The sequence below is a fragment of the Desulfosporosinus sp. Sb-LF genome (genome assembly GCF_004766055.1).
Taxonomy (GTDB): domain Bacteria; phylum Bacillota; class Desulfitobacteriia; order Desulfitobacteriales; family Desulfitobacteriaceae; genus Desulfosporosinus.
The window spans coordinates 346,484-358,942 of record NZ_SPQR01000003.1; the positions used below are offsets into that span (position 1 = coordinate 346,484).

Below are 12,459 nucleotides of genomic sequence, written 5' to 3' on the forward strand. Positions count from 1 at the left end.
TACTACCTGAACGTTAATATTTCGGTTAGTGTGTCATTTAGATGTTTCTTTCCTGGTGCGTTATTTCAAGAGTATCCACTGTCACGCTTTCTTGGTCGATTGCAGATCGGCATTTTTTGGGAGTCCTGGTTCCGCACCCCTTGATCGTTAGGATGCTACTAGCACCTTACCTCTATGAGATGACAGCCTTCCACCCTTTTCTGTATAATAACATGGACAAAATCCTTGTCAATCGCCTATCTTTCGCATAACAGAGTTCAATCTTACCTCCTGTAAACTTAATGTTTAAGTATCCTTGTTCCTTTTGACAAGAAGAGCACAAGGTTCATGCCTTTGCAACGCCCCATTTGGGAACTAACTGGGGTTAAATCAAAATATGTACATATAAATACGAGAATGGTATTATATAGAATAAACGTAGCTGAAAAGAAATGAGGCAGACTAAAATGAGTCCCTTTGATTTCTTATTAGTAGCCCATCTCCTTGGAGATTTCCCCCTGCAAACTAGTTGGATGGCGATGAACAAAGCGAACAAGTGGCTACCTCTTTTAACCCATTCTATTTTGTATACCGGAACAATAGGAATAATTTCATTCGTGGGTTTTGGTGGTTTCGCCGCATGGCAGCTTTTTATTATTTTTCTTGGTCATGTTCTCCTTGACCGCCGTACGTCCGTGGCCTGGTGGGTACAGCATATCATGCATACTGATCTCTCTAAAAACCAATGGCTAGGAATAATGGTCGATCAAGTTTTCCATGTGACCATCTTAGCTTTAATTTTGCAGGTAAAGTAAAGGAGAGTGAAACTACACCATGCACGAACTCCAGAACATAACGCCTAAGCTAAAAGAGGAACTTGCTCCTGAGCAGATGTTACGCATCATTTTTCATTACGTTTCCTTAATAGCATCGGAAAAGGATCTCGACCGACTTCTGCTACATATGGCGGATATGGGACGGGATCTAATTTTGGCGGATCGTTGTTCCTTATGGCTCTTTGACAAGGATAACCACCAGCTCTGGACCAGAGTTGCCCATGGGGTCAAAGCTTTAACCATGCCAGCTGATACAGGATTAGCTGGCTATGCCATGATGAAAAACGAAGCCATTTTCATTGAAGATGCCTATCGGGATCCACGATTTAATCCGGAAATAGATCTGAAAACTGGCTACCACACACAGTCAGTTCTGGTGATTCCGATCCTCAATCAAAATGGCGAGATCATGGGGGTGTATCAGGCGATTAATAAATTAACCCCAGATGGTGTCTTCAAACTTCAAGATATGAATCTTTTATCCCTTGCCGCTTCTTATAGTGGCAAAGCCTTAGAGTCTGCCTTACTTGATCAAGAGATTGAGCAAACTCAGAAGGAAATCATCTTTACAATGGGTGAGATTGGGGAAAGTCGTTCTAAAGAAACAGGCAACCATGTGAAACGAGTAGCAGAATACTCGAAAGTCCTCGCTCTTAATTATGGATTAAGTCCAAAAGAATCAGAGCTTATCAAAGTAGCCTCCCCTATGCATGATATTGGCAAAGTAGCCATTCCCGATGACATCTTAAAGAAACCTGGAAAGCTTTCCGATGAGGAATTCAGTATGATGCAGGCACACTCCGAAATTGGTTATGGACTCCTCAAAGAATCCAATCGCCAAATTCTTCGCTCTGCAGCAATTATTGCTCACCAACACCATGAAAAATGGAATGGTACAGGGTATCCCCAAGGCCTAAAAGGGGAAGCGATTCATATCTACGGACGAATAACCGCCATAGCCGACGTGTTTGACGCCTTAGTCAGTGATCGTTGTTATAAAAAAGCCTGGGAACTCGATCGAGTGATTAACCTCTTTAAAGAGGAACGGGGTATCCAATTCGATCCTAAACTTGTCGAGGTTTTCCTGGACTGTTTGGATGAAATTCTGGCTTTGAAAGAGGAATATGCGGATTGAGGGTTGTTGAGAAATAAAGGTCCTGTCAGGGTTATCCCTGACAGGACCTTTATTAAGTGTCTTCAAGCTCACCCTCTACTTGGTAAATTTCAACCAATTGTTCTTTTCCCTTAACTTTAATGGCGTCTAGCGCAGTTACCTTGAAAGATCCTTTTATTCGCTCATACGTTTCTTTACTGATTAAAATCTGCCCTGGCTTAGCATTAGATTCCAACCTAGCGGCTAGATTCACGGTATCCCCAATGGCAGTATAATCCAAGCGTTCATGGGAACCGATATTTCCCACGACTGCTGGTCCGGAATTGAGACCAATACCGAAACTTACCGAACGACCGTAACGTGCCAGGAGATCCTCGACCAGTTTGCCAGACTCCCTCTGCATTTGTAAGGCGGCACGAACCGCTCTTACAGGGTGGTCGTTTTGCTCAATCGGTGCACCAAAAATGGACATAACTCCATCTCCAATAAACTTGTCGATCGTTCCTTCATAGGCAAACACTGCACGAGAGCAAAGGTCCAAATATTCATTAAGAATATTAATAATATCCTCTGGTTCCATCTTTTCCGAAAGGGGGGTAAACCCGCGGATATCGACAAACATCAGCGTGATATCTTTACGGACACCGCCCACTTTAATTTCTTCCTTCGAGGACAAGATTTCTTGAACCACGGCTTTAGATACATAACGACCGAAGATCCCTGTCACTCGGCCACGTTCCTTTCGTTCTTTAAGGTATTGAGATACGACTGAAAAAATATATAAGGCAATAATAGTGAGAACAGGATATATGTAAGGAAGTAAACTATTCGACACCTTAAAAACGACGGCTTCGGCCACGGTATAAATCACCAGAAAAGCCACCATAATCAAGATCGACCATTTAGCACGCACGCGCTCCATGATGAGATAGGCTAATAACCCAAGAACAAGAATGATTAATAAGCCCACAGGTTGAGAAGCCCTTTGATAAAACTTCCCATCGAGCAGACTCTGGATAATATTAGCGTGAATCGCGACCCCATACATTTTTAACACCTTACTCGCAGGTGTATAGTACATATCGTCTAATCCGAGGGCATAGGGTCCAATCAGTACCACAGAACCGGTGAAATGTGCTGGGTTTATTTCCCCATTAAGCACTTTTTCAATCGAAATAGTCTCAATACTTTTATCCAATGGTTTTGTGGCATAGGAAAAGCAAACCTCATTTTGTGATCCAGTTGAGAGGAGAGTGTTACCCCTCAGCCAACGGTTATCTTCAGTCCAAACCAACTTACGATTCTCTGGCAATAGTAAATTTGCCAATTGCACACTAATTGCTGGGACTCGGTTTTCTTTGTCCGAAATCCCCAGCATGACTTTACGGACAACCCGATCGTCATCTGGAATAACGTTGATATGCCCTATCCGTTTAGGATCTATCGGAATCACAGGTTTTCCCATGCGTTCGATAACCGCTTGATCGTTTACTTTTCTCGTCTGAAAATCAAAGTAAACTGGGAGGTAAAAATTTGGATATTTGGCAACCACGTCTGCCAAGGCCTTATCTTCGGCCGGATTCTGACTCTTATCACTGTAATAGATATCAGGCCAAACTGCTAGAGCCCCATTGGCCAAGAGTTTGTCCGATAATTCCGCGACAATGTTGCGTGGCCAAGGCCACTTGCCGATTTTAGCAAGGCTTTCATCATCAATCGCCAAGATCTTTATCCTTGAATCGACCACTCTGGGTTCGTTCGTAACACGATCCGTCATGCTTCGTTCCGCATTATAGAGAACTTCGTTATAGTACATAGAAGCGATTACCAGGATAATAACGATCACGGCATAAATCCTTTTCAATACTCAACACACCCCTATCCTCCACAGTGGCTAACCCTTCTTTCGTGTCAAATCCTAAGGTTGCCATTCCAGTAGTCGAATGGAGTTATTAAGCTGATCTACTATTAAAAGGTTGCCCTCCTTATTAAGCTTGACAGCAAAAGGGTCATCAAACTGGACTTGTTCCGGGAACCCGTTTTGCTTGCCATGCACACCATTACCCGCTAACGTCTTGACCTCTCCTGCTTTGCTGATTTGTCTTAGACGATGGTTGTAAGTATCAGCCACATACACGGTTCCATCAGAGGAAACGGCGATACCACTCGGAAAGTTAAATTTGGCGGTCACCCCAGGACCATCCTGGAAACCTCCTTTGAAATAAGTAGTGTCTACTATCGGAGTTGTCCCAGATCCGGCAAGGGTCGTTACTTCACCCTGCGAGGAAACCATCCGAATCCTTTGGTTCCCTGTATCTGCCACATACAAGTAGCCATTTGGTCCTAAAGCGAGACCAGAAGGTTCGTTAAATTGTGCCTTTTCCCCAAGTCCGTCCGCATACCCACCAAAGAGCCAATTCTGTCTTGTTACATATCCACCGCCTGCTAAAACACTCCAAGTTCCATTTTTATCAACTCGCAAGATTCGATGATTCAGGGTCTCCGTGACATAGATTTCTCCCTCGTTCCCCACGACAAGATCGGATGGGGAATTTAACCCCTTTACCAACGTTTTAACAAGACCAGACTTATCAATCATTCGAATTGCACCATTAGCAGAATCGGCCACAAAAATTGTTCCGTCCTGATCCACGACTAGACCCTTTGGTTGATTAAACATCGCCTGCGATGCTGGGCCGTCGAGAAAACCTCCTACAGGCATACCATAATCATCTTTACCAGTGGCAACACCCGCTACGGTTAAGACACTCCCACCTGATATAGCACGAATTCTGTGATTTTGGGTATCAGAAACATACACCGTTCCATCGTTTCCTCGCGCAATTCCTGAAGGCATCGCAAATTCAGCCACCTGGTTTTGACCGTCAATATAGCCGAGGTTGCCCGAACCAGCAAAGGTCTGCACCAGCGGCTTGTTAGCGATAGATTGTCCATAGTTCAAAATGTAGCTAACGGAGGTAATCGTTTTATCTGAGATAACACTTGACCCGCCTAGGGCTGTAACAGTCGTGCCATTATCAATTCCCTTTTGGTTGCGATTCCAGTATCTCATAAGCAGATCGATCGTTTCCTGCGGCATGGAGTCATTAACCAAAACAAGAGGAGCCTGTTCTTGGGCAGCTAGTACCGCGCCTGTAAGTGCATCCGGGAAATTTTCTCCAGATGCTAAATAAATATGCGAAATAGGAAGCCCTCGTCCATCGTTTTGCCATGATGAGTCAAAATTAGTTTCAAGGTCATTGATTTTCTCCATAGTGCCATAGCGGTTATCCCCACTCGTACGGTTTACGCCGTCCAGGGCAATCCGTTTAACTTGAGATTGAAGCTGGTTCAGACTCTCCTCCGATATAACGGCCGTTCCACCAATCACGTGAAATGATTGCTTTAAAGCATCGGTATTGTCAGGTATTGAATTGAAATAGTTAATGATAGAATCCGGTATAGGGCCCTTGGAAGGCAATAAAATCAAAGGTATTCCGCCAATAGTCGCCGGAATAGTCTGACCGTTCGTCTTAAGATAATTGGACTTTTCGACGCTGATGTACCCTGTTGTCGCTGCGAGCACTGAAGCTGATAAGGCATCCGGGAAATTGTCGCCCTGAACAAGATAAAATTCAGACCCGCTATGCTTAAGTTCCTTGGCAATAGCCAAAGCTGTCTCATAGCGATCATTCCCGGCGATTCTATGGATGTTTTCTGTATTAAAGCCTAAGTTTGCCAAAGCGGTGACAAAACTATCGGGAACAGCGACCGAACCCCCTAGAATGTAAATATTGCCTTTTTTATTGAGATGCTCGTTTATGTATGTTAAAGCTTCCAGGCTTAATTCTGGCGTACTATCTAATAAGAGAAGAGGACCTTTTTTTTGATGAGCTAAAGGTACACCAGCTAAAGCATCTGGAAAATTATTGCCGGTGGTGAGAACAACATTGTCAACCATTCCAGGGAACTTTGAAGCGATTTGCACCATAGTTTGAAAGCGGCTGTTGCCGGATAACCGTTCGATATGATCAGATGGTTGGCTCGCTGTGACTAGACTGGGTTGTACGCCCCAAGAAACAAAGATACTGACCAACAGACTCAAAGCCTTAATATAAGAGCGCCTCTTCACTAGAATATCCCTCCAAATATATGTTTTAACTAGGATATTCTCTATAAAACTGTAAATTCCTTTCAAACAATTTCATAAAAGTTAAACTTTTGCAAAAATAAAGAACTAAACCGAATTTTAATAAAATTGTTATTTTATGAGTTTGAATCCATTAAAAACCCTATTCCTTATTATCCTACAGACAAGGCTTGATATAAAAATACTTCATTAGAATTCATAAAAATATATGTATAATTCCATAGACAGACCCCTATAAATAACCAAACACCAAAACGTTACATTTAGTCAGTCGTATATAAAAAAATGAAGTCATATCACAAAATCATGATTGCTGCTAAAACGTCTCTAAAATTCGTGCAGAAGACCTTGAATGAAGTGCGTCACACGATGGTGTCGCGACCTTACTATAGTTCTAAGTACAAACTATACTATCATTCCAGCACTATTGAGTGGAGCTATACAGAGAGCAAAAAACGAAGCGGTGAAGTGGTTACTGGTGAACGTAGGATGTACCTTCTTCTCTTCTATAATGACCAAAAGGCTACTGATGACAAAATCGAATTCAATGACTTGCTTGACACTCTGGAAATGGAGCTAATGTCTAAAAAAAGAAATCCACATCATGAAAGGCTTTATTCCAAATACTATGAAATCAAGGAAACTCCCGTTCGTGGAATTACCTTGATCCACAAGCAGGAGGCAATCGAAACGGTGAAGAAAAATTTCGGTTACTTTACCTTGGTTTCGAATGCCGTTAAGAATCCATTAGATGCACTGGAATCTACCGTTCGAAAGATGTGATTGAGAAAGCTTTTGGCAATCTAAAGGAACGTTTGAACATGCGACGCACATCGGTATCTTCGTCTGAAAATCTTGAAGGTAAGCTTTTCGTGCAATTCATTGCCTTGATCTACCTTTCATATATCAAGAAAGTGATGTCTGAAAAAGATTTGCAAAAAAAATACACGACCTAGAGCTGTTGGATGATCTGGATGTCATAGAACGTTATGAGCAATCTGGGAAAAGACATCGACTAGGCGAAATGACAAAGAAGCAAACCGAACTTTATACTGCCCTTGGCGTGAACCCACCTTCATAGGTATAAAAACTCGGGAATTCAGGTTATATATTTACGTCCTCAAAGGCCACCCTGTAGGGGTGACCTTTGAGGACGTAAATACATAAACCCACCCAACCATTGCAGGTTCAATCATCAATCTTGTTCCCAAATTCATCATAGTAAGGTTCCTTTTGAAAATCTTCCATTGGCAAATGTGCCAATAAAATAACTGCCATCAGAAAACGTGTAAGTTCCTTTACCGTTAAGTTTTCCATTTTTCCAACTACCATTGTAAGATGCTCCGGAGGACCATATGTAAAGACCAGTTCCATTTTCTAGGTTGTTGGTCCAATTGCCAACGTAAGTATCATATGTATCTTCATCTCCTAGGAACCAAATAGCAGTTCCTTGACCATTTCTTTTATCACCTTTCCAATTTCCTTTATATACATCTCCATTAGAATAAGTTAGTGTTCCATACTCGGTTCTAGTTCCTTTAACCCAATTCCCTTCATAATTATCGCCATTAGGCCAATTGTAAGTTCCTGAGCCATGCATGCTACCACTCTTCCAATATCCATCATAACCTCTTCCATCTTCATCGCCTACCCAACTACCTACCCACCATGAAGTTTCCTTTTCTTTGCGAGTGCAATAGTGGGTGAATACCAAAGTAACTACATATCATGCTGGAATCCGTAACCGCTAATTAAAACTAAAAAAGTGTCGTGGTCAAGAATCTCTAATAATGTGATATTTTGCCGCTTTCCTGACAACAGTAGAGGCATCAATTTTTAATTCCTTAGCCATCTGCCTAGTAGTACGATAGTTGGCATAGGCTCTTTCCAACAACTGCTTCTCCACACTTTCTACAGCATCCTTTAATGGCACTATCCCCGAAACAATAATATATGAGGAGCTTATCCCTACTTTATCCCGCAGGTAGGAAGGTAGATCCTCGCCGATGATGTTATCATCTATGGTAGTAACAACCATTCTCTCAATAAGGTTTTCCAATTCTCTGATATTGCCGGGCCAGTCATACTGCATAAGAATATCAACCACTCCCTGTGTCATCTTTTTATTCTTTTTATATTTGTAGTTAAATACCTCTACAAAATGTGCCACCAGTGGGGGTATATCATCTTTGCGATCGCGTAGGGGCGGGACATGCACCGGCACTACATTTAACCGATAATATAGATCCTCGCGAAACTGCTTTTGCTGCAACATTTCTAACAGATCCCTGTTTGTAGCGGCGACAATGCGCACATCCACATTAATAAAACTTGATCCCCCGACCCGGATAATTTCTTTGTTTTGCAAAAACCTCAGCATCTTGACCTGTAAATTCAGTGGCATTTCACCAATTTCATCTAGAAATAAAGTCCCTCCGGAAGCCAGTTCAATATATCCTGATTTGCCCTCTTTTTTGGCTCCGGTAAAGGCCCCGCCATCATAGCCAAATAATTCGGATTCCAGTAAATTCTCAGGAATAGCACCGCAGTTCACCTTAATAAACGGCTTATCTCGGCGTGGGCTATTGCTGTGAATTGTCTCGGCTATCAGTTCCTTACCGGTACCTGATTCACCGGTGATTAAAACAGTAGAATCAACTGAGGCCAACCTTACCACCATTTCCAACAGGTGCCTCATCTTGGCCGAGCTAACGACCAGGTTTTCGGAATTATCATAGCGCAGCTTCAAAGTGCGAAGCTGGGTTTCATAGTGCTGGCTTAGCCCCTGTGCTTTTTTCAGCTTGTGTTTTAACAGATTTAGTTCTGTGACATCCCTGACATTACAGACTACCCTGATTATTTCACCACTTGCGTCGATGACTGGATTTCCCGTAGTCAGCGTAAGCTTACCGGTTTTGCTTGTCTGCATAATCGTGATAGATTTCTTCTTCTCCAAGACATGGCAGGTTACAGGTTCAGAAATAATACCGTCTCTTCTAATGTCCTCTACACTTAGCCCCAGGTATTCATGGGCATTGATGCCCGTCAACTGTTCAAAGGCCTTATTGTAGCGCAGGATTTTTCCTTTACCGTCAGTTATAAATAACCCGTCAAACGATGATTCCACTATAGCATCCAGTTCCTCATTTAATTCCTTCACATAGCTCAGTTCCTTGGACATCTTATCCAACTCGGAGATATCCTGGAGCACCGCAACGGCACCGATAATCTTACCGTCTTTTTTAATCGGAGAACGGTTAGATATAAAGTAGTGGTTTTTAAGTTTTACTTTCTTTAAAGTTTCAACTTTTCCGGTCTTAATTACATCCATTATGTCACTGGTAGGAAGTACATCCAGTATATTTTTCCCGGCAACAACTTCTGCCTCAATACCCAGCAACTTGACGGCTGACAAATTCCAGACCTTAATGATGCCTTTTTCATCCACCGAAATAATTGCATTATGAGTCGAATTGATAATCGTATCAAGTTCCAGGGAAATGTTGTTGTAAGAATTAAAGAAAGCTTTGGCAATATCGCCGCGGGTAACGATCCCCACTACCCGCCCGTTTTCATCCACAACAGGCAGCCGGGGCACCGTAGCATTGACTACGTCTCCAAACTCATCCTCAGGATGGCCCGTGAGAATCTTCCGGGTCATTAAGGCTTCCACCTTCGTATTCATATCCATGCCCCTGCTTATCGCACGGTAAATATGACTCTTGGTAAAAAGGCCTACCAATTTACCGTTTTCGTCTAATACCGGGACACCGTCTATCTTATTCGCTATAAAAATATTGACTACCTCGCAAATCCTATGATTGGGACTTATGGTTAAGAGATCAGGGGTCATTATTTCCCGAACCTTCATTTAGTTTCACATCCTAACTGATTGTATGTTAGTTATGAATTCAACATTTCTGTACCTCAGAATTATTAATTAATGTCCATTGTCATTCAAATATCGTTTGATATCTGAATAGATTCCATATTGCTTGAATTTATCCTCTTTTCAGATAAATATTTCGACTGCTGCCTCATAACTTAAGAGTCAATAGCTCTCCTCGGATTGTGCTCCGTTAAAGCTTTTGACTCTTGCAATTAAGCTGATCGGCACTTATCAATGCTATTATTAATCATGGATTCTCGGTCAACTTGCGATAGTTAACTCTATAGAAAAACCCCCGGCATACATATAGGGATGCCAGAGGTTTATTTTTAATCTTTAATTTTTATAGTAACCTTAATACTCTTGCAGCAGTCGTCATTATGCACGGCAATACAATCGGGCTTATCAAATACCTTGTATTTACCCACCGTTTCAATGATTAAATCCTCCGCTTTCAGGCCGTCTTCTTTAGGTATAAAATACATGCGGCCAAGCGGAATGATAACATTTTCTTTTAATATTCTCATACTATTTCTCCTCCCTCACCGGCAGTTAGCACCTGATTAATCCAGGCAATTATGCTTCCGGTGGAGGTGCCAGGCCCGAATATCTCAGTTACCGCCCCTTGAGCTTTAAGCTCCTGCCGATGCCGCTCGGGTATCAAGCCCCCTCCGAAAACCGGGACATGCCCAACATTTTGGGCAACCAGCAACTCATGCAAGCGCGGGTATAAATCCAGGTGGGAACCGTTATGCACAAATAACCCCACCAGATCAACTGCTTCCCGCAGTGCTGTTGCAGCTATTTCCTCAAGTGAACAATACAAACCGGTATAAATAACGTCCATGCCGCCCTGTTCTCTTAAACCGCGAGCTAGAATACGGATTTCCTTATCCTGATTATCCATCCCGGCCTTGGCCAGTAGAATCTTTATGGCTCTCTTATTCATGCTCTAACATCCTTCAAGCCAGTGTTAAATGAGCACCGCCCCTTCTGATATAACAAGGCATTCCACAGCAAAGTTAACTCAGAAAGGACAGGTGCTCTGCAGCTGTACCTTTAGACCTTGTTTTTATACCTGACGGCTACTTCCGCTGCCAGAGTATATGGATCTATTTCTTTTTTCAATAACTGATCAACCATTTTTTCCATTTCTCCGCCCGCATCCAGGTCATTTAATACCGGCTGGAGGATTGCTCCCCACAGAGCTTCATTAAATTCTGCAGCAGTCTTACGGCGCAAACGCTCAGACAAAAGATTATTATCCATCAGGAAGCGGTAATGATCTTCTATCTTATCGCATACAACTGACACACTCTCGGCAAACTTTTTAGGTTCCTGTACACTTTCCACCAGTAATACAGGTATCTCCCAACCACCTTCAGTAACAGACATATGAACCATATTCGAGACTTCTTTATACAGGCTCGCGGCACCGTCACGGTCTGCCTTATTAATGATAAAGATGTCTGCTATCTCCATTAAACCGGCTTTAAGAGCCTGTATTTCATCCCCCATACCGGGCACCAGGACAACGATTACAGTATGAGCATGATTAATGATTTCTACCTCTTGCTGCCCCACCCCTACAGTTTCGACGATTATGGTGTCTTTGCCCATAGCATCCATGACATGGATGGCTTCTCCCACAGCCTTGGATATACCGCCCATAGAACCCCTGGTAGCCAAACTGCGCAAGAATACCCCTTTATCCTCAGCATGCCGCAACATACGGATTCTATCTCCCAAAAGCGCTCCCCCGGTAAAGGGGCTGGTGGGGTCTACTGCCAGAACACCGACCGTCTTGTTTCTCTGACGCCAGGAATAAACCAGTTCATCTGTCAAGGTACTTTTACCGGCTCCCGGGGCACCGGTAATGCCTATGACATGGGCATTACCGGTTTTAGTAAAAATTTGCTGCATAGCAACATGGGTACCGGGTATCTGATCTTCCAGGTTTCTGATGAGGCGGGAGGCTGAACGCACATTTCCTGCCAATACTTTTTGACCTAATTCTTTCATCGCACTCACGCCCTTGGAGTTACATTTGTATTAATCCATTCCACCAGTGAATCAAGTTTGGCTCCCGGTGTAAATAATGCTTTTAGTCCAGCGTCATAAAGAGGCTGCATATCCTGCTCCGGAATAATCCCTCCACCGATAACGCAGATATCATCGGCACCTTCCGCCTTCAAAAGATTAACGACTTGCGGGAACAGGTACCTGTGTGCACCTGATAAACAGCTTAAGCCTACAAGATCAACATCTTCCTGAATAGCAGCAGCAGCTATTTGCTCCGGAGTCTGGTGACAACCGGTATAAATTACCTCAAAGCCGGCATCCCTGAAACACCTGGCTAACACCTTAGCCCCGCGATCATGGCCATCCAGTCCGGGTTTAGACAACAGTATACGAATTTTCCTCTCTGCCATCACATTTACCTCCTTCAATTTTAGCGAAAAACCATTTCCATTTAAAAAAATACCGGCTA

At 43.0% G+C, this 12,459-nt stretch carries 12 protein-coding genes; 4 read left to right on the top strand and 8 right to left on the bottom strand.

Annotated features, from left to right (window positions below; genetic code table 11):
* Positions 1 to 431 precede the first annotated feature (431 nt).
* Together E4K68_RS06250 and E4K68_RS06255 are read left to right on the top strand one after the other, a co-directional pair.
* Positions 432 to 794 carry a DUF3307 domain-containing protein gene (locus E4K68_RS06250; RefSeq protein ID WP_199241699.1) on the top strand — a complete coding sequence of 121 codons (363 nt, stop codon included), beginning with the start codon at positions 432 to 434 and terminating at the stop codon, positions 792 to 794.
* 19 nt (positions 795 to 813) lie between these two features.
* Positions 814 to 1,950, top strand: coding sequence for an HD domain-containing phosphohydrolase (locus tag E4K68_RS06255; RefSeq protein ID WP_135378088.1), 1,137 nt, complete (start codon positions 814 to 816; stop codon positions 1,948 to 1,950).
* A gap of 52 nt (positions 1,951 to 2,002) precedes the next feature.
* Here E4K68_RS06255 and E4K68_RS06260 read toward each other — a convergent pair whose 3' ends face one another.
* Positions 2,003 to 3,793 carry an adenylate/guanylate cyclase domain-containing protein gene (locus E4K68_RS06260; RefSeq protein WP_135378089.1) on the bottom strand — a complete coding sequence of 597 codons (1,791 nt, stop codon included), beginning with the start codon at positions 3,791 to 3,793 and terminating at the stop codon, positions 2,003 to 2,005.
* Between the two features lie 54 nt (positions 3,794 to 3,847).
* Positions 3,848 to 6,061: a cell wall-binding repeat-containing protein gene (locus E4K68_RS06265; RefSeq protein WP_135378090.1), complete on the bottom strand. Its 2,214-nt coding sequence runs from the start codon at positions 6,059 to 6,061 to the stop codon at positions 3,848 to 3,850.
* Positions 6,062 to 6,364: 303 nt separating this feature from the next.
* Here E4K68_RS06265 and E4K68_RS20970 point away from each other — a divergent pair, with 303 nt between their 5' ends.
* Together E4K68_RS20970 and E4K68_RS21375 are read left to right on the top strand one after the other, a co-directional pair.
* Positions 6,365 to 6,862 (top strand): hypothetical protein, encoded by a 498-nt coding sequence (locus tag E4K68_RS20970; protein WP_243450277.1) that lies wholly within the window; start codon positions 6,365 to 6,367, stop codon positions 6,860 to 6,862.
* A gap of 38 nt (positions 6,863 to 6,900) precedes the next feature.
* Positions 6,901 to 7,035 carry a hypothetical protein gene (locus tag E4K68_RS21375; RefSeq protein WP_282432965.1) on the top strand — a complete coding sequence of 45 codons (135 nt, stop codon included), beginning with the start codon at positions 6,901 to 6,903 and terminating at the stop codon, positions 7,033 to 7,035.
* Positions 7,036 to 7,295: 260 nt separating this feature from the next.
* On the opposite strand, the gene E4K68_RS06275 is transcribed toward E4K68_RS21375, so the two are convergent.
* From E4K68_RS06275 to E4K68_RS06300, 6 genes are all read right to left on the bottom strand, one after another.
* Positions 7,296 to 7,793, bottom strand: coding sequence for a hypothetical protein (locus E4K68_RS06275; RefSeq protein WP_135378091.1), 498 nt, complete (start codon positions 7,791 to 7,793; stop codon positions 7,296 to 7,298).
* A 60-nt stretch (positions 7,794 to 7,853) separates the two neighbouring features.
* Positions 7,854 to 9,950 (bottom strand): sigma-54-dependent Fis family transcriptional regulator, encoded by a 2,097-nt coding sequence (locus E4K68_RS06280; protein ID WP_135378092.1) that lies wholly within the window; start codon positions 9,948 to 9,950, stop codon positions 7,854 to 7,856.
* Between the two features lie 347 nt (positions 9,951 to 10,297).
* On the bottom strand, positions 10,298 to 10,495 hold the full coding sequence (locus E4K68_RS06285; RefSeq protein ID WP_135378093.1) for a hypothetical protein: 198 nt from the start codon (positions 10,493 to 10,495) through the stop codon (positions 10,298 to 10,300).
* Positions 10,492 to 10,917 carry a cobalamin-dependent protein gene (locus E4K68_RS06290; RefSeq protein WP_135378094.1) on the bottom strand — a complete coding sequence of 142 codons (426 nt, stop codon included), beginning with the start codon at positions 10,915 to 10,917 and terminating at the stop codon, positions 10,492 to 10,494. Before E4K68_RS06290 ends, E4K68_RS06285 begins: the two co-directional genes overlap by 4 nt.
* Positions 10,918 to 11,027: 110 nt before the next feature.
* Positions 11,028 to 11,990, bottom strand: coding sequence for a methylmalonyl Co-A mutase-associated GTPase MeaB (gene meaB / locus E4K68_RS06295; RefSeq protein ID WP_135378095.1), 963 nt, complete (start codon positions 11,988 to 11,990; stop codon positions 11,028 to 11,030).
* Positions 11,991 to 11,995: 5 nt separating this feature from the next.
* Positions 11,996 to 12,400 carry a cobalamin B12-binding domain-containing protein gene (locus E4K68_RS06300; RefSeq protein WP_135378096.1) on the bottom strand — a complete coding sequence of 135 codons (405 nt, stop codon included), beginning with the start codon at positions 12,398 to 12,400 and terminating at the stop codon, positions 11,996 to 11,998.
* Between the last annotated feature and the right edge of the window lie 59 nt (positions 12,401 to 12,459).

Coding starts and splice junctions, on each gene's coding strand:
- E4K68_RS21375 (WP_282432965.1), top strand. CDS start 6,901: ATGCGACGCACATCGGTATCTTCGTCTGAAAATCTTGAAGGTAAGCTT.
- E4K68_RS06250 (WP_199241699.1), top strand. CDS start 432: ATGAGGCAGACTAAAATGAGTCCCTTTGATTTCTTATTAGTAGCCCAT.
- E4K68_RS20970 (WP_243450277.1), top strand. CDS start 6,365: ATGAAGTCATATCACAAAATCATGATTGCTGCTAAAACGTCTCTAAAA.
- E4K68_RS06280 (WP_135378092.1), bottom strand. CDS start 9,950: ATGAAGGTTCGGGAAATAATGACCCCTGATCTCTTAACCATAAGTCCC.
- E4K68_RS06285 (WP_135378093.1), bottom strand. CDS start 10,495: ATGAGAATATTAAAAGAAAATGTTATCATTCCGCTTGGCCGCATGTAT.
- E4K68_RS06255 (WP_135378088.1), top strand. CDS start 814: ATGCACGAACTCCAGAACATAACGCCTAAGCTAAAAGAGGAACTTGCT.
- E4K68_RS06290 (WP_135378094.1), bottom strand. CDS start 10,917: ATGAATAAGAGAGCCATAAAGATTCTACTGGCCAAGGCCGGGATGGAT.
- meaB (WP_135378095.1), bottom strand. CDS start 11,990: ATGAAAGAATTAGGTCAAAAAGTATTGGCAGGAAATGTGCGTTCAGCC.
- E4K68_RS06300 (WP_135378096.1), bottom strand. CDS start 12,400: ATGGCAGAGAGGAAAATTCGTATACTGTTGTCTAAACCCGGACTGGAT.